The organism is Roseateles sp. FW301-B2 (assembly GCF_058788955.1).
Map to the genome: position 1 here is coordinate 58,045 of NZ_JBYTBE010000005.1, position 21,870 is coordinate 79,914.

15 protein-coding genes and 1 pseudogene are annotated in these 21,870 nt (G+C 68.3%); 6 read left to right on the plus strand and 10 right to left on the minus strand.

The genetic code is table 11. The annotated features are described in order from the left end of the window. Positions 1 to 147 precede the first annotated feature (147 nt). The 6 genes and pseudogenes from AC3WQY_RS05370 to AC3WQY_RS05395 form a co-directional block, all read right to left on the minus strand. Positions 148 to 903 (minus strand): annotated as a pseudogene (locus tag AC3WQY_RS05370) (FAD-dependent oxidoreductase); the annotation flags it as partial. Between the two features lie 86 nt (positions 904 to 989). Further along, entirely contained in the window at positions 990 to 1,610 is a 621-nt protein-coding gene (gene msrQ, locus AC3WQY_RS05375) for a protein-methionine-sulfoxide reductase heme-binding subunit MsrQ (RefSeq protein ID WP_285233594.1), read from the minus strand. Positions 1,611 to 1,613: 3 nt separating this feature from the next. Continuing rightward, positions 1,614 to 2,597 (minus strand): protein-methionine-sulfoxide reductase catalytic subunit MsrP, encoded by a 984-nt coding sequence (msrP, locus tag AC3WQY_RS05380; protein WP_492706440.1) that lies wholly within the window; start codon positions 2,595 to 2,597, stop codon positions 1,614 to 1,616. An 89-nt stretch (positions 2,598 to 2,686) separates the two neighbouring features. Continuing rightward, entirely contained in the window at positions 2,687 to 4,051 is a 1,365-nt protein-coding gene (gene ccsB, locus AC3WQY_RS05385; RefSeq protein WP_285233592.1) for a c-type cytochrome biogenesis protein CcsB, read from the minus strand. After that, positions 4,048 to 6,168, minus strand: a complete 2,121-nt coding sequence (locus tag AC3WQY_RS05390; RefSeq protein WP_492706442.1) for a cytochrome c biogenesis protein ResB — start codon at positions 6,166 to 6,168, stop codon at positions 4,048 to 4,050. The genes ccsB and AC3WQY_RS05390 overlap by 4 nt, the downstream gene beginning before the upstream one ends. A 126-nt stretch (positions 6,169 to 6,294) precedes the next feature. Continuing rightward, positions 6,295 to 6,912, minus strand: a complete 618-nt coding sequence (locus AC3WQY_RS05395) for a c-type cytochrome (RefSeq protein ID WP_285233591.1) — start codon at positions 6,910 to 6,912, stop codon at positions 6,295 to 6,297. A 69-nt stretch (positions 6,913 to 6,981) separates the two neighbouring features. Between AC3WQY_RS05395 and yihA the strand changes: the two genes are divergently transcribed. Continuing rightward, entirely contained in the window at positions 6,982 to 7,782 is an 801-nt protein-coding gene (gene yihA, locus AC3WQY_RS05400; RefSeq protein ID WP_285233590.1) for a ribosome biogenesis GTP-binding protein YihA/YsxC, read from the plus strand. A gap of 55 nt (positions 7,783 to 7,837) precedes the next feature. Then, entirely contained in the window at positions 7,838 to 8,743 is a 906-nt protein-coding gene (locus AC3WQY_RS05405; RefSeq protein ID WP_492706445.1) for an alpha/beta fold hydrolase, read from the plus strand. Here the strand turns inward: AC3WQY_RS05405 and AC3WQY_RS05410 are convergent. The 4 genes from AC3WQY_RS05410 to AC3WQY_RS05425 form a co-directional block, all read right to left on the minus strand. Continuing rightward, entirely contained in the window at positions 8,719 to 10,962 is a 2,244-nt protein-coding gene (locus AC3WQY_RS05410) for a patatin-like phospholipase family protein (protein ID WP_492706447.1), read from the minus strand. The two genes, AC3WQY_RS05405 and AC3WQY_RS05410, sit on opposite strands and share 25 nt — an antisense overlap. Positions 10,963 to 10,989: 27 nt before the next feature. Next, positions 10,990 to 12,975 carry a DUF1631 family protein gene (locus tag AC3WQY_RS05415; RefSeq protein WP_492706449.1) on the minus strand — a complete coding sequence of 662 codons (1,986 nt, stop codon included), beginning with the start codon at positions 12,973 to 12,975 and terminating at the stop codon, positions 10,990 to 10,992. Positions 12,976 to 13,096: 121 nt separating this feature from the next. Then, positions 13,097 to 14,743, minus strand: a complete 1,647-nt coding sequence (gene groL / locus AC3WQY_RS05420; protein ID WP_285233586.1) for a chaperonin GroEL — start codon at positions 14,741 to 14,743, stop codon at positions 13,097 to 13,099. 53 nt (positions 14,744 to 14,796) lie between these two features. Then, complete coding sequence (locus AC3WQY_RS05425; protein WP_285233585.1) at positions 14,797 to 15,087, minus strand: co-chaperone GroES; 291 nt, start codon at positions 15,085 to 15,087, stop codon at positions 14,797 to 14,799. Between the two features lie 234 nt (positions 15,088 to 15,321). Between AC3WQY_RS05425 and AC3WQY_RS05430 the strand changes: the two genes are divergently transcribed. The 4 genes from AC3WQY_RS05430 (at position 15,322) to AC3WQY_RS05445 (ending at position 21,869) form a co-directional block, all read left to right on the plus strand. Beyond that, on the plus strand, positions 15,322 to 16,239 hold the full coding sequence (locus AC3WQY_RS05430; RefSeq protein ID WP_492706452.1) for a helix-turn-helix domain-containing protein: 918 nt from the start codon (positions 15,322 to 15,324) through the stop codon (positions 16,237 to 16,239). Between the two features lie 220 nt (positions 16,240 to 16,459). Continuing rightward, positions 16,460 to 19,186: a TonB-dependent receptor plug domain-containing protein gene (locus AC3WQY_RS05435; RefSeq protein ID WP_492706454.1), complete on the plus strand. Its 2,727-nt coding sequence runs from the start codon at positions 16,460 to 16,462 to the stop codon at positions 19,184 to 19,186. A 2-nt stretch (positions 19,187 to 19,188) separates the two neighbouring features. Further along, positions 19,189 to 21,003, plus strand: coding sequence for a M24 family metallopeptidase (locus AC3WQY_RS05440; protein ID WP_492706456.1), 1,815 nt, complete (start codon positions 19,189 to 19,191; stop codon positions 21,001 to 21,003). Then, positions 21,000 to 21,869 carry a hypothetical protein gene (locus AC3WQY_RS05445; RefSeq protein WP_492706459.1) on the plus strand — a complete coding sequence of 290 codons (870 nt, stop codon included), beginning with the start codon at positions 21,000 to 21,002 and terminating at the stop codon, positions 21,867 to 21,869. The genes AC3WQY_RS05440 and AC3WQY_RS05445 overlap by 4 nt, the downstream gene beginning before the upstream one ends. The last annotated feature ends 1 nt before the right edge of the window (position 21,870 follow it).

Genomic DNA, 21,870 nt, shown 5'->3' on the forward strand with positions numbered 1-21,870 from the left:
CTGCACGCAGGGGTGCTGGCGGCCGCTGGCGTCGCCGGCCACGAACAGGCCCAGCGGCGCAAAGCGCGGCTCGTCGCGGAAGGGATGCGAGGGCGCGGTGATGCCGGCGCGCTGCAGCGCATCGCCCACCAGCAACCAGGCGCTGGGTTCGGCCTCGAAGCCCAGCAGCACCGCCACATGGTCGAAGCGCTCCTCGCCATGGGCCTTGGAAACGACCGTCACGCCTTGTTCGTCCGCCAGCAAGCGGCTGGGCATGGGGCTGCGCGCGCGCGTCTGGAGGGCGCCACCCAGCGCCTCGATGCGCTCCACCAGGGCTTGCTGGGCGCGCCAGTCGCTGCGCGACCAGAGCGTGACCTGGTGGCCGCGCGCCTGCAGAAAGAGCGCGTTCTCCACCGCGTTGTCGCCGCCGCCCAGCAGCAGCAGGCGGCCGGGGGGCAAATGTTCGCGCTGGGCCGTGAGGCTCAGCGCATCCAGCACTCGCGCTTGCGGCAGCGGGCCGGGGAAGAAGGCCTCGGGGCGCAGCGGTATCAGTCCGGTGGCCAGCAGCAGGGCACGGGCCGCGAAACCGCGCCCGTCCTCCAGCTGCAGGCGCCAGCCGCCACCGGGCTCAGTGGCGCTCCAATCCAGATGGCCGACGCTCTGGCCCAGCAGCAGGCGCAGGCCGGCCATGCCCTCGATCTGGCGGGCGTATTGCTGGCCCAGGGTGGCGAGATTCTGGCCGGGCGCGCCCAGCACCCAGTCCTGGCCGAACTGCAGGCCCTGCAGGCCGGCGCAGAGCTGGGGCGCGCGCTCGATCAGCGCGACGCTCAGGCCCAGCTGCGCGAGCCAGGATGCCGCCGAGCAGCCGGCCGGGCCGCCGCCGATGATGGCAACGTCGTACTGGGGCAGCAGGGAATCGGGCATGAACGGCGGGCGGGGTGTCGGGAACGAAGCCCGCGATTATCCCAGGGACGCGCGCCAGGCCCCGGGCCGGGGCTTTCAGGCGGCCATCAGGCGCGTGCCAGACTGCGCGCGGGCCAACGTTTCAGCAGGCGCCAGCCCAGCAGCACGGCCAGCACCAGGCCGTAGACGGCCGGTTCGGCAAAGTTGTGCTTGCCCGCCCGCATCCAGATGAAATGCGCCAGGCCCACCAGGGTCAGCAGGTAGACCAGCTTGTGCAGGGCCTGCCAGCGCCGCGCGCCCAGCGCCTTGATGGCGCGGTTGAAGGAGGTGGCGGCGAGTGGCACCAGCAGCAGCCAGGCCGTGAAGCCCATCAGGATGAAGGGGCGCTTGGCGATGTCATGGGCGATCTCGCCCAGCTCCAGCCCCATGTCCAGCCAGCCATAGGCCAGCAGGTGCAGGCTGGCATAGAAGAAGCTGAACAGGCCCAGCATGCGGCGAAAGCGCGCCAGCGCGGGCTGGCCGCTGATGACGCGCAAGGGCGTGATGGCCAGGGTCAGGCACAGGCCGCGCAGGGTCCAGTCGCCCAGCGAACGGATCAGGGTCTCGGCCGGATTCGCCCCCAGCTGGTCGGCGAAGGCGCCCCCCACCAGCCAGCCCAGCGGCAGCAGGCAGAGCGCGAACAGCGCCGGCTTGGCGGCCGGGTGCAGCCACAGCGATCGCTTGGCCATGGCTCAGAAATTCCGTTTCAGGTCCATGCCGGCATAGAGCTGGCCAACCTGGGCCTCATAGCCATTGAACATCAGCGTCGGGCGCTTCTTGGCGAACAGGCCATCCTCGCCGATGCGGCGTTCGCTCGCCTGGCTCCAGCGCGGGTGGTCCACCTGCGGATTCACGTTCGAGTAGAAGCCGTACTCCTGCTGCGCCGCCTTGGTCCAGCTGCTGGTGGGCTGCTTCTCGACGAAACGGATCTTGACGATGCTCTTGGCCGACTTGAAGCCGTATTTCCAGGGCAGCACCATGCGCACCGGCGCGCCGTTCTGGTTGGGCAGCACCTCGCCATACATGCCAAAGGTGAGCAGGGCCAGCGGGTGCATGGCCTCGTCCAGGCGCAGGCCTTCCACATAGGGCCAGTCCAGCACGCCGGAGCGCACGCCGGGCATCTGGGCCTTGTCGGCCAGGCTGATGAACTCGACGTACTTGGCCTTGGCCGTAGGCTCCACCTTCTTGATCAGCTCGGCGAGCGAATAGCCCACCCAGGGGATCACCATGCTCCAGCCCTCCACGCAGCGCAGCTTGTAGATGCGCTCTTCCATGGGGGCGAGCTTGAGCAGGCTGTCGAGATCGAACACGCCGGGCTTGCCGACCTCGCCCTCCACCGTCACCGTCCAGGGTCGGGTCTTGAGCGTGTGGGCAGCGCGCGCGGGGTCCGACTTGTCGGTGCCGAACTCGTAGAAATTGTTGTAGCTGGTGGCGTCGGCGTAGGCCGTGGGCTTGTCCATCGTCAGCGCGCCCGGCACGGCGCTCTTGCCGGCGGCCAGCTTGGCGAGCTTGCCGCTCTGCGCGATCGCCTCGCGGCCGGCAAAACCCGCCAGCGCGGCCCCGGCGGCGCCCGAGGCCATCAGGCGCAGCCAGTCGCGCCGGCCCTCATAGACGGCCTGGGGCGTGATTTCGCTCGAGGGGATGACAAGACCGGAGCGTTGGCGCAGCAGATGCATGGTGGTGGACGGCGTTGACGAAGGTGATGCCCATCAGTCGGGCTGATGGGCGCAACCTTACGTCAGCCGCGCAAATTCTGCTGGCGGGCTCAGAGAGTGCCGTAGGAATGCAGGCCCGAAAGAAACATATTGACGCCCAGGAAGGCGAAGGTCGTCACCACCAGGCCCACCAGCGCCCACCAGGCCGAGACGGCGCCGCGCAGGCCCTTCATCAGGCGCATGTGCAGCCAGGCCGCGTAGTTGAGCCAGACGATCAGGGCCCAGGTCTCCTTGGGGTCCCAGCTCCAGTAACCGCCCCAGGCCTCGGCGGCCCAGAAGGCGCCCAGGATGGTGGCGATGGTGAAGAAGGCAAAGCCCAGCGCGATGGCCTTGTACATCAGGTCGTCGAGCTGCTCGAGCGCCGGCAGGCGCGCGGTGAGCGGCTTGCGCAGGGCCACGGCGGCGATGAAGAAGACGAGCACGCCGGTCATCTTGCGCGCCCAGCCGTCCATGCCGGCCAGGGTGTCGGCGGGCAGCTCGGGCAGGGCGAAGCGGAACACCAGGATCAGCGCCACCAGGCCGGCCGGCACCGCCAGCAGGCCGATATAGAGCGCGCGCTGCGAGGCGGTCTTGAGCAGATATGCCAGCGCCACCATGGCCGAGAGCGCGAAGGTGCCGTAGCCGACGAAATTGGCCGGTACATGAATCTTCATCCACCAGCTCTGCAGGGCCGGCACCAGGGGCTGGATCTCATGCGCCTCGCGCGCCACCGTGTACCAGAGCAGAAAGCTCACCGCGCCGCTGACGGCCAGCATCACATAGGCGCCCAGGGCGCGGGTCTTGAAGCGGTCTTCGTAGTACAGGTAGAACAGCGTCGTCATCCAGCTGAACAGCACGAACACCTCGTAGAGATTGCTCACCGGGATGTGGCCGATGTCCGGCGCGATCTGGTGGCTCTCGAACCAGCGCACCATGGTGCCCAGCAGCGCCATGAAGACGGCGCCCCAGGCCAGGCGCGTGCCGATGTGCTCGGCCACGCTCGCGCCGCCGGCTTTGGCAAGGAAGCCGAGGCCGTAGAACAGCGTGCTCATGAACACCAGCACGCTCATCCACAGGATCGCGCTCTGGCTGGAGAGCGCGTACTTGAGCAGGAAGACCTTGTCGGCGGCGGCCAGGTCGGCGCCGAAGCCGTCGGTGTGCTGCAGATAGAGCTGGATCGCCAGCAGGCTGGCCGCGCCCACGCCCAGGCTCAGCACCCGCACCGGCTTCCAGAACCAGCCCAGCGCGATCAGCGCCGGCACGGCGAAGACGAGGATGCCCTTCTCGTAGCCGTCCATCGAGGCACCGTAGCGGCTGAAGGCGAAGCCGGCGCCGGCCACGATGAGGGCGGCAAACACCCAGTCGAACAGATCGCGCCGGGCCAGCAGGCCGCGGCGGCCCACGATCAGCGCGGGGGATGCGGTGGTGGTGTTCATGCTTGGCTTTCTTCCTCTTCCTTCAGCAGCGCCCGCTTGAGCTGGGCGAATTCGGTCTGGGTGTCGGGCGACTCGCGGGTGCTGGACAGCGCCATGCGCACGCGCGTGTGCTCCTGGCCGCCGGGCGCCGGCTCGAGCCAGATCCACAGGCGGCGCTCCTTGATGTAGAGCATCGCGAACACGCCGATGATGAGCAGCACCGCGCCCAGATAGACCAGATTCTGACCGGGCGCGCGCGCCACCTGGAACACGCTGGCCTGTAGCTGCTGGAAGTCCTCCAGCTGCAGCAGCACCGGGGCCGGGTAGAACATCGAGTCCGACAGCGAGAGCACGGCCTGGGTCATGAAGGCCTGGGTGGCGGCGTCGGCGGCCGGCGCCGCCAGGCCGGCCTGGGCGCGCTGCAGCTTGTGCAGCTCGAACAGGCTGCCGTTGAGAATGCGCAGCAGCACCTCGGAGACGCGGGCGCGCTCGGCCTCGGGCACCTCGCGGTCGATGAACTGCGAGAGCGCGGCCAGGCCGCCAATCTGTCCGGGCTTGCCGCCGTCCAGGCCGGCAAACAGGTCCAGCGCGCGCCGCGCCGTGGCCGTCAGCTGCGGCCGCATCTGCGGCTTGTCGGCGGGCGTGGCGCCATCGGCATAGCGGCCGGCGGCGCGCTCGCGCAGGCCGGCGTCGGCCAGGCCCTGGCGCAGGCGCAGCCAGCCGCTGAGGCCGCCCTGCTCGTCGGCCGGGATGCGCAGATAGCGGAAGGGCTCGTTGGGCGTCTCGCGCATGCCCATCAGGAAGACGCGCTGCCCGTCCAGCTCGACCGGCGCCATGTAGTTGTTGTACTCGCGCTTCTGGCCGCTCGCGTCCACCAGCTTGTAGCTGAAGCTGGGGCCGACGTTGTGCAGGTCCTTGTCGGCCTTGCCCTTGGCGCTGCTGCCCAGCCGGCCCTGCAGCGACTCGACCAGATCGACCTTGCGCACATCGGCGCCGCTGGCCGTGCTGTCGCCCATGTTCTCGACGTTGATGACGCGCAGGCCGGTGAACTCCAGCCCCAGCTTGGCCTCGCCATTGACGAGCTGGGTGCTGGCGCCGACCTTGCCCTCCAGCGTGAAGCCGTCGCCCTTGCCGGCGAGCGGCAGGGCGCGCAGCTTCAGGGTGGAGCCGCCATCGTCGAAGCTGCTCTGATAGATCGCCACGCCGCGGTGCGTGACCGGCTCGTTGACCTTGACCTTGGCCTCGCGCACCGCGCCGGTCTCGTGGTCGCGGATGACGATGTCGCTGGCGAACAGCTTGGGCATGCCGGTGGCGTAGTACTCGACGATGAACTTCTTCAGTTCGATGTCGAAGGGCAGCTCCTGCAGCAGCACGCCGGTGGGCATGCTCAGCACCGCCGTGCCGTTGCGCGCCCCCTCGGGCACCATCAGATTGCCGCGGAAGCTGGGCGTGCGCGCCGACAGGCGGTGCTGCGCCGGCACCTCGGAGATCAGGCCGCTGCCCTCGTAGACGCTCTTGCCCTGCGCCCACATCAGGCCGCGCACCAGCAGGTCGCCGTCGAATAGGCCGCCCAGGCAGACCAGCACGATGGCGGAATGCGCGCACAAGTAGCCGATCTTGTTGGCCGCGCCTTTGCGCGCCGCCACCATGATGCCGTTGGCGCGCACCTGGGCGCGCGCCTTCCAGCCCTGTTGGTCGAGGAAGGCCGACACCTGCTTGAGCGCGGCCTCGGGCGCCAGCGGCAGCTCGCCCAGGGCGCGGTGCTTGAAGAGCTGCAGCGACTGCTCGCGCACCTGCTCCTTGTAGCTCTTCAGGTCCTGGATGATCTTGGGCGTGTTGCGGGCGATGCACAGGCTGGTGGAGATCACCAGAAAGGCCAGGATCAGCAGGAACCACCAGGCGCCGTAGACGGTGTAGAGGTCCAGCTTGCCGAATACCTCGGACCAGAAGGGCCCGAACTGGTTCACATAGTTGTTGAGCGGCTCGCGCTGCTTCACCACCGTGCCGATCACCGAGGCGATGCAGATCACCGTCAGCAGCGCGATGGCAAAGCGCATCGAGGCCAGCAGGTCCAGCAATTCACGCCCCGCGCCATGGCTGGGGCGGGGCAGGGCGGAGGTCTCAGACGTCTCGGACATGGCGGAATTGTCGCGGCGAGCGGGCGCTCACCCGGGGGCAATGAAAAAAGGCCGGTGCGAACACCGGCCTTTGCTATGCGTCAAAGCTTGTGGCGGGGCCTTGCGGGCACCGCACAGCGCTGGAGTTCAGCGCAGGCCGGCCACGTAATCGGCCACGGCCTTGATTTCGCGGTCGTTCATCTTGGCGGCAATGCCGGTCATCTGGGCACTGTTGGTGCGCAGACCGCTGCGGAAGGCATTCAGCTGGGCTTCGGTGTAGTCGCTGTGCTGGCCGGCCAGACGCGGGTACTGGGCCGGGATGCCGGCGCCGTTGGGGCTGTGGCAGCCGGCGCAGGCCGGGATCTGGCGATCGGCGATGCCGCCGCGGTAGATCTTCTCGCCCAGGGCCACCAGGGCCTTGTCCTTGGCGAAGCCGGGCTTGGCCTGCTTGCTGGCGTAGAAGGCGGCGACGTTCTTCATGTCTTCGGGCGACAGCGTGCCTGCCATGCCCTTCATGATGGGGTTGTTGCGCTTGCCGGACTTGAATTCGTCCAGTTGCTTGGCCAGGTAGTCGGCGTGCTGGCCCTGCAGGATGGGATTGGCCGGGCTGCCGCGCGAACCGTCGGCGGTATGGCAGGCGGCGCACACTTGCGTGGAAGTGGCCTGGCCCTTGGCCAGATCGGGTTTGGCGGCGGCGGCAGGCTCGTTGGCCACCGCTGCGGCGGCGAACATCAGACCGGTCAACAGGATAGCGGCAGTCTTCATGAGTATTTAGGGTTCGGTAAGCGCAACCGGCGGATTTTACAATGGCAAACCAACGAGACCTGGAACTTCATGACTACCAACACCAAGCGCGGCACAAAAAACGATGCCGCAGGCCTGCAAAAGGCCTTGCCTGCCGAGGCGTCGGTGCCTGCTGACGGGGCCGCCGAAACGGCGTCGGACAAGGTGGTGTTGGGCTGGACCCACACCGCCCGCTTCCTCACCACCGCCAGCCAGCTGGTGCATCTGCCGGCCAACGAACTGCCCGAGATCGCCTTCGTGGGGCGCTCGAATGCCGGCAAGTCCACCGCCATCAACACGCTGGCGCAGCAGAAGCGGCTGGCCTTTGCCTCGAAGACGCCGGGGCGCACCCAGCACATCAACCTCTTCGAGGTCGGCCCCAAGGACGCGCCCAACGCGCTCTTCGCCGACCTGCCGGGCTATGGCTATGCGGCGGTGGCGCGCTCGGCCAAGCTGCGCTGGCAGAAGGTGATGGCCGACTATCTGGAGGTGCGCCGCAGCCTCTCCGGCGTGGTGCTGATGGTGGACTCGCGCCTGGGCCTGACCGATCTGGACAAGCAGCTGCTCGAATTCGTGGCGGCGCGCGTGGGCACCGGCGAGATCAAGCTGCTGGTGCTGCTGACCAAATCCGACAAGCTCAACCGCAAGGAAGCGAACGCGGCGCTGGCCGAATGCCAGGCCTTCCTGGCCGGCTTGGCCACGGAGGAGTCGGACGTCTCGGTGACGCTGTTCTCGGCGCTGAAGAAGCAGGGCGTGGCGGACGTCGCCCATATCCTGTACGACTGGATGCAGTCGGCCGTGGTGGCGCCCACCATGGGGGAAATTCCGCCCCCGGAGCTGTCGCCGGAGTGACAGGGCTGCCGCGAGGCGGCTCTCGATACTGAGGCTCCACAGGGAGGCCTCGGCCATGATCGAATGCTTTGACCAGGTGCTGCCGCATGGCATCACCCTGTCCTGCCGCGCTTGCGGCCCGGCCGCGGCGCCGCGCCTGATCTTTCTGCATGGCTTTCCCGAGGCCGCCTTCATCTGGGACGAGCTGATGCTGATGCTGGCGGACCGCTACCGCTGCATAGCGCCCAATCTGCGCGGCTACGAGCGCTCCAGCGCGCCGCGCGAGGTCGAGGCCTACCGCGCCAAGCATCTGGTGGCGGATGTTGCGGCCCTGGTGGCCGCCACCGGCGAAGGCCCGCTGACCGCCCTGGTGGCGCATGACTGGGGCGGTGCGGTGGCCTGGAATCTGGCGGTGCAGAAGCCCCAGCTGATGCAGCAACTGGTGATCATCAACTCACCGCATCCGGGCACCTTCTTGCGCGAGCTGCAGCTCAATCCGGCGCAGCGCCGCGCCAGCGCCTACATGAACATGCTGTGCCGGCCGGATGCCGAGGAGCGCCTGGCCGAGCACGACTTTGCCGGCATGTTTGCCTTCTTCACCGACTTTGCCGAGGGCGGCGCGCCCTGGCTCGACGAGGCCTTGCGCGCGCGCTACCGCGAGCTCTGGTCGCGCGGGCTCACCGGCCCCCTGAACTACTACCGGGCCTCGCCGATGCGGCCGCCCACGCCTGAGGATCCGGGCGCGATGGCGCTGGAGTTCGCGCCCGAGTTCGTCACCGTCAAGCTGCCCACCCTGGTGATCTGGGGCGAGGCCGACCGCGCCCTGCCACCCAGCATGCTGGAGGGCCTCGCGCATTTCGTGCCGCAGCTGCGGCTCGAGCGCGTGCCGGGCGCGACGCACTGGATCGTGCATGAGCAGCCGGCACTGATCGCCAGGCTGATCGCCGGGCTGATCCCTCAGGGTCTGCCGATGAAGAGGTAGAGCGCGCTGCCGCCCTGCGGCGCGTAGCCCAGGCCCACATAGAGCGGGCCCACCGTGGTGTCGGTGCCCAGGAACAGGCTGCTGGCCCAGCGCAGGCCCTTCAAGCTCATCTGGCGATGGTTGTCCCAGGTGTTGCCCGCCTCCAGCGAGCCGCCCACGAAGAAGCCGCGCGTCAGCACCGGCGTCTCGTTGAGCCGCATGTAGTAGCTGGCGCGCCCGAACAGCAGGGCCGCGCCGGTGAGCTGGCCCTGCTTGTAGCCGGACAGTTGCTGGAAGCCGCCCAGGCTGTAGGGCCCTTGCACCGAGCTCTCGGGCTCGCGCGCGGCAAAGCCGCGCAGATGCAGATTGAGCGTGTGGCGGCCCCAGCTTTGCACCCCTGTGGCCTGCAGCTCGGCGCGCGCGAAATTGCCGTTGTTCTCGCCGCGATTGACCTGGTAGCCGTACAGGCCCTCGAAGGTGTAGCGATAGCCGCGCTGCGGGAAATTGGCGAAGTCGAGCTGGTCCACCACGGCCTTCAGGCGCAGCGCGGTCTCGTTGGCATGGCGGTTGAAGTCAACGCCGGGCACGTCGATGGTCAGCAGGCTGGGGCTGAGCCGCCAGGCCTCGTGCAGCAGCCCGATGCGGATCTCGCCCAGGCGGCCCCAGGGCTGGCCGAGGTCGGCGCCGACGCTGGCGCCGCTGCGCTGGAAGCGCGCCAGGCCATGGCCCGTGTCGCGGTCGTAAATGGTGATCTGCCTGCGCTCCAGCTCGCCCCAGCCGGACACGAACCAATCGTTCGACACCCCCAGCCGCAGGCCCAGCGGATGGTAGAGCTCGGAGTAGAGCCTGGGCGTCTGCCCGAGCGTGAGCTGGTTGCGCCATTCGGTGCCATTGGGGGTGAGCCAGTGGCGGTTGTGCGAGATGCGCAGATTGAAGGAGCTGTCGCCGCTCAGGTCGGTGCTGAGATCGAGGCCGACACGGAAGTAGTTAGGCCCCCAGGACTTGTCTTCCATGCTGAACACCAGGGTGTCGCCGGCCTCGCGCGCCTCGACGTGGTAGTCGACGCGCTCGTAGTCGCCCGAGGAGGCGAGGAAGCGCGTATCGCGCTCCGCCTTGGCGAGGTCGAAGCGTTCGCCGGGCTTGGACTCGAGCTGATCGGCAAAGCGCTGGGGGTTGGCGATCTCGCTGCCCTCCATGCGCACCGCGGCCAGCAGCGGCTTGTCGAGCTGCGCACCGCCGCGCGCCTCGCGCCAGCGCCGGTAGCCGGGCGCGTCGACCGCGAAGGCGCGCAACTCCGGCAGCGCCGCCTCGGCCGCCTGCTCGCCGAGCTTGATGAAGTCGACGCCGCGCTCGAAGTCGCCGGATGTGAGCTTGCCCAGCTGCGGCTTGATCAGCACATCGCCTTCCCACAGGCTGGCCAGGCTGCGCTTGACGTTCTGCTCGGTGAGGATGTTGATCATCTGCGCCGTCACGCCCAGCAGCGAGCCGAGCGATTCGCGCCCGCCGATCGGCGTGCCGACGTTGACGGCGATGAGCCGCTCGGCGCCCATGCTACGGGCGATGTCCACCGGCAGGTTGTTGACCAGGCCGCCGTCGCCGAGGATGCGGTCCTCCCATTCCACCGGCGCGAACACGCCCGGCACGCTCATGCTGGAGCGGATCGCCAGCGCCAGGTCGCCCTCACTGAGCACCTGCTGCTCGCCCGACTCCATGTCGGTGGAAACGGCGCGGAAGGGCGTGGGTAATTCGTCGAAGCGGCGTATCTTGCGCACCGGCAGGGTGAAGCGGCGCAGCAGCGTTTCCAGCCCGCGGCTGGAGAGTGTGCCCTGCGGGGCGCGGAATTCACCATCGCGCATGCCGAACTCCAGCACCGCCGAGAACTCGAAGTCCTCCTCCTTGCGGCGCTGCGAAAGATCCTGCCGTTCCACCCGGCTGGCGAACACATCGCCCCAGGAGAGCCGGGTCAGCTCGCGCTCCAGCTGCGCGGCACTCATGCCGCTGGCGTAGAGGCCGCCGATGATGGCGCCCATCGAGGTGCCGGTGATCAGGTCCACCGGGATGCGCTCGCGCTCCAGCACCTTGAGCACACCCACATGGGCCAGGCCGCGCGCGCCACCGCCCGAGAGCACCAGGCCCAGCTTGGGGCGCGCCGCGCCGGCGGCCGGGGGCAGGTCTTGCCCCCAGGTCAGCGGGGGCAGCAGCAGCAGCGCGGTGAGGAGGTAGCGATGGGCTCGGGTCATGCGGTCTTGGGCGCGGACCCGGGGCGGCTAGGGATGCTCGTCCAGGTCCTGCATCAGCGAAGTCACCGCGCGTTGTACCAGGGATTCTTCCTCCAGCGCGGTGATCAGGCCGTTGGCCAGCAGCTGCTCGATGGCGCCGCGCGTGAGCGAATGGCGCTCGTCAGCGTCCTGGCCGACGAACAGGAAGAACTGGCGGCTTTCGCTGATCCAGGCGATCTGCGCCGTCATCCACTGGCTTTGCAGGAACAGGTGGTACCAGTTGCCGACCTGCAGCTGGTCCATCCAGGCCTCCAGCGCGGCGCGCGCCTTCTCGGCGTCCTGGCCCGAGTAGAGCGCCACCGGCACGGTGGGCAGGTGGCCGCGGTCGACGCGCGAATGCGCCCAGTGCGAGGGCAGTTGCGACTCGCGCTCGGTGAGCAGCTGCTGCAGCAATTCTTCGGGGCTGTACTCCTGGCCGGGCTTGGCCGGCCGTGCCGCCACCGCCTCGGCCAGCGCCGGCAGGCCGCGCAGGATGCGGCCGTGTTGCTGCATCAGCTCGGCCAGGATGTCCTGGCGCCTGGACGCATCCATCGCAATCGAGTCCATGCCGCGTTCCAGACGCGTGATCAGGGCCGGCAGGCTGGCGCGGAACTGCTGGCGCTGCGCCTCGGTCGCGGGCAGCTGCAGGCTGGCCAGCAGCTCGTCCACCAGCTCGATATAGGACTGGGCCTCGGGCGCATCGCGGCCATGCAGCACCATCGCCTGCACGATCACTTCCACCCAGCTGCTGAGCAGGAACTTGCGCAGGCTGGCGGTCAGCGGGGCATCGGCCAATTGCTCCTTGAGCTGCTCGCGCAGCAGCTTGAGCCAGTCGCCGCGCTCCTGCTCGCGCTCCAGCGCCGCCAGGGCCACGGCGCTGCGTTCGCTGCGCTGGTGGGCATGCTGGCGGATCTGCTGATCCACCGCGTTGAGGGCCTGCTGGAATTGCAGCGCGGTGGGCACGGGCGAGGCCACCAGCTGTTGCACCTGCGCGTCCATGAAGCCGAGGAATTCGCGCAGGCGCTCGTCGTTCGGGTTCTCGAAGGCCTGGCCATGGGCCGACACGCGATTCAGCAGCTGCCAGGTGGGATGGTCCTGCCGGCGCAGCAGGCTGCCATCGGTCTGCGCCAGCCGCGCCACCGCCACCTGCAGCCGCGCCAGCAGCTGCTTCACCGCGGGCAGCAGATTCGGGTCGGCCAGGATCTGGCCATACAGGCGCGACAGCAGATCGCCACCGCCCGCGGCGGCCGTCTTGGCACCTGCCGCGGCGCCCAGGCTCTGCGGCCGCGAGTTGTATTCGTCCACGCGGCGCGCCAGGGTGTCCAGCGAGGTCGGTATGGTCTCGGCATGGCTGGCGAACTGGCGCTGGCGCAGTTCCGATGCCTTGATGCCGGCGCCATGGCTGGCCACCATATTGATGAGGTCGGCCTCGCGCATTTGCTGGCACAGCGCGCTGTAGATCGCATGCACGCCATTGGCCAAGGGCTGGGCGGCCACGCGCATCAGCGCATAGCGCGCCTCGGGGTCCAGGTCCACGCCCTGCATGGCACGGTTCAGCGCCTGCGCAAACAGCGCCGGGCGCAGCGGGTTGTCGTTCTTCAGCGGGCGCGCAATGCCGCGCAGCGCAGCGAAGAAATTGCCCAGCTGATGCACCTCGGGCCGGCTGCGGTCTTCGATCACCGACACCGCATGCGCAATGGCCACGTCCTGCAGGGCCTGCTTCTCGTCCACCAGGCTGAGGGTGTCCAGGCGCGCCGGGCCGCTGCGCTGCAGCGGGTCCTTGCCCTCGCGGGCCGCCGCCAGCAAGGGGCGCAGCGAGGACTCAAAGTCGTTGACGAAGCGCGGGCGCTCGCGCAGCCAGCCGGCAAACAGCTGATGGTGCTGGGGCTTGTCCTTCAGCTCGTCGTGCGTCTCGTTCAGCACGGCAAGGCTCAGCGCCGGCACCCGGGCGACGACCTCGTCGACGAGTGACTGAAGCGTGGGTGCGTTGGGCATGATGTTCATGGGCGTTTGCCGCCATTATCGGCGGCGCCAAGCATGAAAAAGGGGGCCGCTGTTGCGGCCCCCTTTGTTTGAGCGTGACGGATCACGCGTCAAAAGTCTCGGTTTCCCGAGATTACATGTCCATGCCCATGCCACCCATGCCGCCCATGCCACCAGGCATGCCGCCGGCCGGAGCTTCGTCCTTGGGGGACTCGGCCACCATGCACTCGGTGGTCAGCATCAGCGAAGCGACCGAAGCAGCGTTCTGCAGCGCGGTGCGGGTCACCTTGGTCGGGTCCAGGATGCCCATTTCGATCATGTCGCCATAGGTGTCGTTGGCGGCATTGAAGCCGTAGTTGCCCTTGCCGGCCAGCACGGCGTTCACGACTACGGAGGCTTCGCCACCGGCGTTGTAGACGATCTCGCGCAGCGGGGCTTCGATGGCCTTCAGCACCAGCTTGATGCCGGCGTCTTGATCGGCGTTGTCGCCCTTGATCTCGCCAGCAGCTTGCTTGGCGCGCAGCAGGGCCACGCCACCACCAGCCACGATGCCTTCTTCAACGGCAGCGCGGGTGGCGTGCAGCGCGTCTTCCACGCGTGCCTTCTTTTCCTTCATTTCGACTTCGGTGGCAGCGCCGACCTTGATCACGGCAACACCGCCGGCCAGCTTGGCCACGCGTTCTTGCAGCTTTTCACGGTCGTAGTCGCTGGTGGCTTCTTCGATCTGGATGCGCACTTGCTTGACGCGGGCTTCGATGTCGGCAGCAGCACCGGCGCCATCGATGATGGTGGTGTTTTCCTTGCCCACTTCGACGCGCTTGGCTTGGCCCAGGTCGGCCAGCGTGACCTTCTCCAGGGTCAGGCCGACTTCTTCGGCGATGACCTTGCCGCCGGTCAGGATGGCGATGTCTTCCAGCATGGCCTTGCGGCGGTCGCCGAAGCCAGGCGCCTTCACGGCCACGACCTTCAGGATGCCGCGGATGGTGTTGACCACCAGGGTCGCCAGCGCTTCGCCTTCGACTTCCTCAGCGATGATCAGCAGCGGACGGCCGGCCTTGGCCACTTGCTCCAGCGTGGGCAGCAGGTCGCGGATGTTCGAGATCTTCTTGTCGAACAGCAGGACGAAGGGGTTGTCCAGCAGCGCGGCTTGCTTCTCGGGGTTGTTGATGAAGTAGGGCGACAGGTAGCCGCGGTCGAACTGCATGCCTTCGACCACGTCCAACTCGTTGTTCAGGCTCTTGCCGTCTTCAACGGTGATCACGCCTTCCTTGCCCACCTTGTCCATCGCCGAGGCGATGATCTGGCCGACGTCGGCATCGCTGTTGGCGGAGATGGTGCCAACCTGAGCGATTTCCTTGGAGGTGGTGGTGGCCTTGGAGGCCGCCTTCAGCTGGGCGACCAGGGCGGTCACGGCCTTGTCGATGCCGCGCTTCAGGTCCATCGGGTTCATGCCGGCGGCCACGTACTTCATGCCTTCGCGCACGATGGCCTGGGCCAGCACGGTGGCGGTGGTGGTGCCGTCACCGGCGTTGTCGCTGGTCTTGGAAGCCACTTCCTTGACCATCTGCGCGCCCATGTTCTGGAGCTTGTCCTTCAGCTCGATTTCCTTGGCCACGGACACGCCGTCCTTGGTCACGGTGGGGGCGCCGAACGAGCGCTCCAGCACCACGTTGCGGCCCTTGGGGCCCAGGGTCACCTTGACCGCGTTGGCCAGGATGTTCACGCCTTCAACCATGCGGGCACGTGCCTCGCCGCCAAAGATCACGTCTTTTGCTGCCATGTGTATTTCTCCGGATTCTTAATTGGGGTCAGATCTTGCGGGTCGCAGAAGGCTTACTTCTGAACCACGGCAAACAGATCTTCTTCGCGCATCACCAGCAGTTCGTCGCCGTCGACCTTGACGGCCTGGCCCGAATACTTGCCGAACAGCACGCGGTCGCCCACGGCCACGTTCAGGGCAATGAAGTCGCCCTTGTCATTGCGCTTGCCAGGACCCACGGCCAGCACTTCGCCCTGATCGGGCTTCTCGGCGGCGGCGTCGGGGATGACGATGCCCGAAGCGGTCTTGGTTTCTTGTTCCAGGCGCTTAACGATCACGCGATCGTGCAGAGGACGCAGTTTCATCACATCTCCTTCAGAGTGTCTTGGTGCTTGAATGGCAGGTGCTGCGTCAAGGTGAGCAACACCTTTTCACATGCTTGAGCCCCGCAAACCTGGGTTCCCGGGGCTGTTAGCACTCGGGGTGTATGAGTGCTAGCAGGAGGATTATATGGGTGCTTGCGCGGCTTTCAAGAGCCCGGGGTGGCGGGAGGCTAGGATCGCCATTTCGGCGCGGTGCCTTCCTTCCACCCCTGATATATGAGCTACCCCACCATCGACAGCGCTGCAGCATTGCAGGATTGGTTCCGCCGCAGTGGCGTGACCGGTCCGCTGGACGCCTGTGTGGGGCCCTTGCCGGGCACGGGCATTTCGCTGGCGCGCTGGTCGCGCCGGCAGCCGGATACCAGCGTGCAGGCGGTCTCGCCCCACCCGGGCTGCTACCGGATCGCCGTCATGCTCGAGCCGCTGGAGTCGCAGATCTGGACCGGCGAGCGGCCCATCTGGGGCGGCGTCATCGGCGCCAACCGATTTCGCATCTGCGCGCCTGGGGCGCCCAGCAGTTGGCGGCAGCTGAGTGGCTGCGACATCGTCAATCTCTTTGTTCCGGTCCAGACCGTCGACCGGCTGCGCCAGGAAGCGGGCTTGCCGGAAGGTTACGGCCTGAGCAGCACCGCCTATGTGTCGGATCGGCAGGTACTGGACCTGGTCTGGAAGATGCTCGACGCCGAAATGTCCGCGGGAGCGCTGGCGCCCCGCTATTGCGACGGCGTCGCGACTGCGCTGCTGTGCTATCTGCTCGAGCGGCATGCCGGCGCCGGCGCCGCTGGGGCGGGCAGAAACGGTTTGAGCGGCGCCAGGCTGCGGCGCGTGCTGGCCCTCATCGCCGACAACGTGAGCCGCGAGATCCCCATCGCGGAGATGGCCGCGCTGTGCGCGATGAGCGAGTCGCACTTCTCACGCGAATTTCACGCGGCCGCCGGGCTGCCGCCGCATCAGTACGCGCTGAAGCTGCGCTTGGAGCGCGCCTGCGAGGCGCTGACCCGCAGCGGCGACCGCATGGTCGACATCGCCTTGGATCTGGGGTTCAGCAACGCCAGCCATTTCTCGCGCGCCTTTGCGCGGCGCTATGGCATGCCGCCGGCGCGCTACCGCCAGTTGCATCGGGCGCAAGGCTGAGCTTGGGGCTTTCCCTTGCTGCCGGCGCTCCGGCAGCAGGCTTGTGCAAGTCGCGCAGGATTTGAGGCGCGCCGTCGCCGGCCCACTACCAGAATCGCGCCGCAAGCGCAGCACGCCAGGGTGGGAGGTCTACAGGCCTTGCCTTTCCCGGCCGCACGCTGTCACTCGACCCGTGTGACCCTGCCACGCCCCGGCCATGTCGGGCGCTGCCCCCCCATCCATGACGAGCCAAACTATGCCCAAAATCCGCCCGATTGTTCGCGCCCTTGCCATGGCCTGCGCGGGCAGCCTCAGCCTGCCCCTGCTCGCGCAGGGCGAGGCACAGACCCTGGAACGTGTCGAAGTGACGGGCTCGCGCATCAAGCGCCTGGAGGCCGAGACGGCCTCCGCGATCCAGGTCATCAGCCGCGACGACATCGCCCGCTCGGGCGCGCTCTCGGTGTCCGACGTGCTGCGCGACATCCCGGCCGGCAACACCGGCGGCATCGCGACCGACGGCCCGGTGGACGCCACCTTTGGCAGCGCGGGCATCTCGCTGCGCGGCCTGGGCGTCGGCTCCACGCTGGTGCTGATCAACGGCCGCCGCGTCGCCCCCTTCGGTTTCGGCACCGCCTCCTTCGTCGATACCAACTCGATTCCCGTCGATGCGGTCGAGCGCATCGAAACGCTGCTGGATGGGGCCTCCGCGATCTATGGCGCCGACGCGATCGGCGGCGTGGTCAACATCATCTTGCGCAAGGGCTTCGAGGGCCTGGTGGGCAGTGCCGGCTATGGACGGTCGAGCCGCAGCGATGGCGCCAGCAACAACGCCTCGCTGACCTACGGGCAGGGCGCCCTGCAGCAGGATGGCTACAACGTCTTCCTCACACTCTCGCACCGTGCGCAGGATCCGGTGCGCGCCGCGGACCGCGAGCGCACCAGGGATGCCGACTTCCGCCGCTTCGACCTGTCCGATCGGCGCTCCAGCTACTACCGCAATGTCTACCGGTTGACGCCAAGTTCGGGCTACTACAACAGCAGCGCCGCCAACTTCATCGGCCCGCTCACCGGCCTGGACGCGCCTTGCGTGCCGGCCAGCAACACGACGGCGACGCTCAATGGCCGCTGCCTGAACGACAACACCGCGGCGGTCAATCTGGTGGCCGGCTGGCAGACCGACAGCGTCTATGGCGCGGGCGTGCTGGCCCTGCCCGCGGGCTTCGAGCTGTTCGCCGATGCCGCCCTGACGCGCAGCCGCTACAACACCCGCAGCTTCAGCTACGGCACCGACTCCTATGGCTACTACACCTACAACCAGGTGGACAAGCTCGGCCAGTATGGCAACGCGCCGGGCGCGCAAGTGTCCTACCTGATCCTCCCGGCCGGGCATCCGCAGAACCCCCTGAGCAATGCCGAGGTGGGCGTGCGCTATCTGTTCAACGACGTCGCCAGCACCATGGACAGCGCAACGCTGAACCAGCGCTATACCGTTGGCGTGCGTGGCGAGCTGGCCGGTTGGGATCTGGAATCGGCGCTGATGCTCTCGCGCGCCCGGACCGACACCGGGCTGCGCGGCTTTTTGCAGGATGCCGTCTTCCTCAACGAGGTGCTGGACGCCAACGGCAAGGTGCGCCCCGGCTTCATCCTCGGCAACGCCGCGGCCAATGACCCCGGGCTGATGGCGCGCCTGTACCCGCAGATGCGCAGCACCGGCAGGACCGCCACCGATTCGCTCGACATCCGCGCCAGTCGCGAGCTCTGGGCCTTGCCCGGGGGCAAGCTGGGGGTCTCGGTCGGCGCGGAGTACCGGCGCGAGAAGGTCGAATCCGTGCCCGATGAACTGCTCTCGTCCGGCGCGATCTCGCTGTGGAATGTCCAGGGGGCGGCGGGCTCGCGCCGCGTCACCGCCGTCTATGCCGAGGCGGCCGCGCCGCTGCTGAAGGGCCTGGAGCTCTCGCTGGCTACGCGCATGGACGACAACAGCGACTTCGGCCGTTCTAACACGCCCAAGCTGGGCATCAAGTGGCAGGCGCTGCCGCAGCTGCTGCTGCGCGGCACCCATGCCGAGGGCTTCCGCGCGCCCACCCTGCCCGAGCAGCACATGGGCACGCAGACCTACTACGTCAAGGTGCAGGACCCCAAGCTCTGCGCCACGTTTGACACCAATAACCCCAACTGCGATCGCTATGTGGTCGGTGTCTACGGCAATGCGGGCGACCTGCGCGCCGAAACCTCGACCAGCCGTTCGCTGGGCTTCGTGTTTCAGCCCAGCCGCGATGTCAGCCTGGCGGTCGATGCCTATGACATCAAGCGCAAGGGCGAGGTGGCGTCCATGAGCACCAGCTACCTGCTGGCGCATGAGAACGAGTTTCCGGGCAAGGTCGTGCGCGGCGCGGCGTCCGGCCAGATCGACCAGATCTTCCTGACGGCGACCAATCTGGCCGAAACCCATGTGCGTGGCGTCGACATCGACGCTCGCCTGCAGTTCGACATGCCAGACGCGCTCGGCCGCGTCACGCTGAACGGCACCTACAACAAGCTGTCCAGGTACGAGCAGGCCAATGCGCCCGGCGCCGAGCTGAGCGACACGGCCGGCTACTACCTCAAGCCCAAGGAGCGCATGCACTTCGGGCTGGGCTGGAGCCGCGGCCCCTGGCAGGCCCATGTCAGCTGGAATTACAGCGGCGCCTACGCGCAGGCCGCCGATGCCACCGTGAGCTGCGGCTATGCCAGCCAGACCGTGCCGCATCCCGAGTACTGCCGCATCAAGGCCTGGCTGACCGCCGATGCCTATCTGGCCTACCGCGGCTTCAAGGATCTGGAGCTGAGCCTCTCGGTGCGCAATATTGATGACCAGGCCGCGCCCTTCGACGCCGACCGCATCGCCTATCTGCAGGGCTTCAACCCGGCCTATCACAACCAGCTCGGCCGCTACTTCCAGCTCGGCGCGAAGTACAAGTTCTGGTGAGCATGGTGAGCAGTGCATCCGTCTACCGGGCGCGGCTCGCGTGCCTGCGCACTCATCTGCAGGCGCGCGGCCTGGCCGCGCTGTGGATCCCGTCGTCCGACCCGCACCAGTCGGAATACCTGCCCGAGCGCTGGCGTGGCCGGGCCTGGGCCAGCGGTTTCACCGGCTCGGTCGGCCATCTGCTGGTGGCCATGGAGCGCGCCGCCTTGCTGGTCGATGGCCGCTATGCGTTGCAGGCCGGCGCCGAGCTTGCCGGCACGGGCATCGAGGTCGTGCCGACCGCGAACCCGCGCGCCACCGATGCCGCGGTGCTGGACTGGTTGCTGGCGCAGCTGCCCGCCGGCGCCGCGGTCGCCGTCGACGGCGAGGTGCTGGCGCTGGCAGCGGCGCGGCAGCTGTGGCAGGGGCTTGCCAAGGCGGGCATGACGCTGCACTGGCAGCAGGATCTGCTGGATGCGGTGTGGGCCGAGCGGCCGGCGCTGCCGAGCACGCCGCTGCATGAGCACCCACTGCCCGAAGCCGGCGCCGCGCGCGCCGACAAGCTCGCGGCGCTGCGGCAACGCATGGCCGCGCTGGGCGCGCACTGCCACCTGAGCTCCGCGCTGGACGAGATTGCCTGGCTGCTCAATCTGCGCGGCACCGACGTGCCCTTCAATCCGGTGTTTCTCGCGCACCTGCTGGTCGACGGCGATGGCTGCAGGCTCTTCGTGGGGGCGCAGCGCCTGCCGGCGGCGCTGCGCCGGCAGCTGGCGAGCGAGGGCATCGAACTTCAAGACTACGCGGCCATCGGTGGCGCGCTGGCCGCGCTGGCGCCGGGTACGCAGCTGCTGCTGGACCCGGCACGTGTCAGCCTGGCCCTGATCGAGCGGCTGAGCGCCGGGGTGCAACAGCTTCACGCCTCGAATCCGCTGCAGCTGATGAAGAGCCCGCGCGAGCCCGCACAGGCCGAGCAGTTGCGCGCCGCCATGGTGCAGGACGGCGTGGCGCTGTGCGAGTTCTATGCCGAGCTGGGCCCGGCGCTGGCCGCGGGCGCAGTCAGCGAACTGGATCTCCATGCCCGCGTCAGCGCATGCCGGGCGCGCCGTCCGGGCTTTCGGGGGCCGAGCTTTGACACCATCGCCGGCTTCGGCCCGCATGCGGCCATGCCGCATTACGTGCCGACGCCGGCCCAGGCTCTGCCACTGACGGGGCGCGGCCTGTTGCTGATCGACTCCGGCGGGCATTACCTCGGCGGCACCACCGACATCACGCGCGTCTGGCCGCTGGGCGGCCCGCCAAGCCCAGCGCAGCAACGCGACTACACACTGGTGCTGAAGGGCATGATTGCGCTGTCGCGGGTACGCTTTCCGCGCGGCACCCTGGCACCCATGCTGGATGCCGTGGCGCGCCTGCCCCTGTGGGCCGAGGGCCTGGACTACGGCCATGGCACGGGCCATGGCGTGGGCCATTACCTCAACGTCCACGAGGGCCCGCAGCTGTTCTCGCAGGCGCTGCCGCAGCCCGAGACGGCCTTGCTGCCCGGCATGGTGATCAGCGTCGAACCCGGGCTCTATCGCCAGGGCCAGTGGGGCATCCGGCTCGAAAACCTGGTGCTGTGCGTGCCGGCCGGCAGCACCGAGTTCGGCGAGTTCCTCGCCTTCGAAACGCTCAGCCTGTGCCCCTTCGATACGCAATGCCTGGAGACCTCGCTGCTGCATGCCGACGAGCTTGCCTGGCTCGATAACTACCATGCCACCGTGCGGCGGCGGCTCGGCCCGCTGCTCGAGGGCGCCGCGCTGGCATGGCTGCACGCGCATACGGAGCCTGTCAAACGATGACCCTCAGCAGCTTTCGCAAGCTGGCCGCCGCGCTCTGTGCGCTCACCCTGGCCGGCTGTGCCGGCATGGAGAACTCCGGCGCGCATGACAGCATGAGCGCCGAATGCCCGGTGGGCATGCATTACGCCGCCTTCGGCATGCCCGGCACGCCGCTGGCGCAGCTGCGCGCCATGGCATCCGCGCGCCTGGCGGTGCTGGGGTTGGAAGCGGCCTGGCAGGCCCCCGAGGGCGAGCCCTTCGATGATGGCGCCGAGGATCGCGAGCGCCTGCGCGGCCTGCTGGCGGTGGTGCTGCCGGCCTATGAGCGCTATCCGCCCGCGCTGCTGGCGCGCATCCAGCTGCGGCGGCTGGAGTTCGTCAAGAACCTGCGCGTCGGCGCGCAGCTGCGCCGCGCCATGCCGGCGGCGCAGCGCGACAGCGTGGCCTATGCCGACATCGGTGGGCCGCTGGGCGCTTGCGCGGCCGGCATCGAGGCGCGCGTGCATCACGAGCTTTACCATTTGATCGAGGCGCGGCTGTTCAAGGACTACTACTACCGCGATCCGCAATGGCTGGCGCTCAACCCGGCCGGCATCCGTTACGGCGCGGGCGGGAGCACCGCCTATGGCAAGGCGTTCTCCAACCTCGGACATCCGCAGGCCGGCATGGTCAGCGCCTATGCGCTTTACGGCCCCGAGGAGGACAAGGCCGAGGTGTTCGGCTGGATGATGACGCCCGGCTATGCCTCGCGGCTACGGCGCTGGGCCGAGCAGGACCCGGCGCTGGGCGCCAAACGCCAGTTCATGGGCGCGCTGTTGGCGCAACTCAGCGCCGGCGCGCTGGGCCCCGCCGATCTCGACTGGCTTGCTGCCAGGACGCAGCCCTGAA

What these genes read in the sequence shown, in the direction of transcription:
- msrQ (WP_285233594.1), bottom strand. Translation starts at nt 1,610, where the DNA reads ATGGCCAAGCGATCGCTGTGGCTGCACCCGGCCGCCAAGCCGGCGCTG.
- msrP (WP_492706440.1), bottom strand. Translation starts at nt 2,597, where the DNA reads ATGCATCTGCTGCGCCAACGCTCCGGTCTTGTCATCCCCTCGAGCGAA.
- ccsB (WP_285233592.1), bottom strand. Translation starts at nt 4,051, where the DNA reads ATGAACACCACCACCGCATCCCCCGCGCTGATCGTGGGCCGCCGCGGC.
- AC3WQY_RS05390 (WP_492706442.1), bottom strand. Translation starts at nt 6,168, where the DNA reads ATGTCCGAGACGTCTGAGACCTCCGCCCTGCCCCGCCCCAGCCATGGC.
- AC3WQY_RS05395 (WP_285233591.1), bottom strand. Translation starts at nt 6,912, where the DNA reads ATGAAGACTGCCGCTATCCTGTTGACCGGTCTGATGTTCGCCGCCGCA.
- yihA (WP_285233590.1), top strand. Translation starts at nt 6,982, where the DNA reads ATGACTACCAACACCAAGCGCGGCACAAAAAACGATGCCGCAGGCCTG.
- AC3WQY_RS05405 (WP_492706445.1), top strand. Translation starts at nt 7,838, where the DNA reads ATGATCGAATGCTTTGACCAGGTGCTGCCGCATGGCATCACCCTGTCC.
- AC3WQY_RS05410 (WP_492706447.1), bottom strand. Translation starts at nt 10,962, where the DNA reads ATGACCCGAGCCCATCGCTACCTCCTCACCGCGCTGCTGCTGCTGCCC.
- AC3WQY_RS05415 (WP_492706449.1), bottom strand. Translation starts at nt 12,975, where the DNA reads ATGCCCAACGCACCCACGCTTCAGTCACTCGTCGACGAGGTCGTCGCC.
- groL (WP_285233586.1), bottom strand. Translation starts at nt 14,743, where the DNA reads ATGGCAGCAAAAGACGTGATCTTTGGCGGCGAGGCACGTGCCCGCATG.
- AC3WQY_RS05425 (WP_285233585.1), bottom strand. Translation starts at nt 15,087, where the DNA reads ATGAAACTGCGTCCTCTGCACGATCGCGTGATCGTTAAGCGCCTGGAA.
- AC3WQY_RS05430 (WP_492706452.1), top strand. Translation starts at nt 15,322, where the DNA reads ATGAGCTACCCCACCATCGACAGCGCTGCAGCATTGCAGGATTGGTTC.
- AC3WQY_RS05435 (WP_492706454.1), top strand. Translation starts at nt 16,460, where the DNA reads ATGACGAGCCAAACTATGCCCAAAATCCGCCCGATTGTTCGCGCCCTT.
- AC3WQY_RS05440 (WP_492706456.1), top strand. Translation starts at nt 19,189, where the DNA reads ATGGTGAGCAGTGCATCCGTCTACCGGGCGCGGCTCGCGTGCCTGCGC.
- AC3WQY_RS05445 (WP_492706459.1), top strand. Translation starts at nt 21,000, where the DNA reads ATGACCCTCAGCAGCTTTCGCAAGCTGGCCGCCGCGCTCTGTGCGCTC.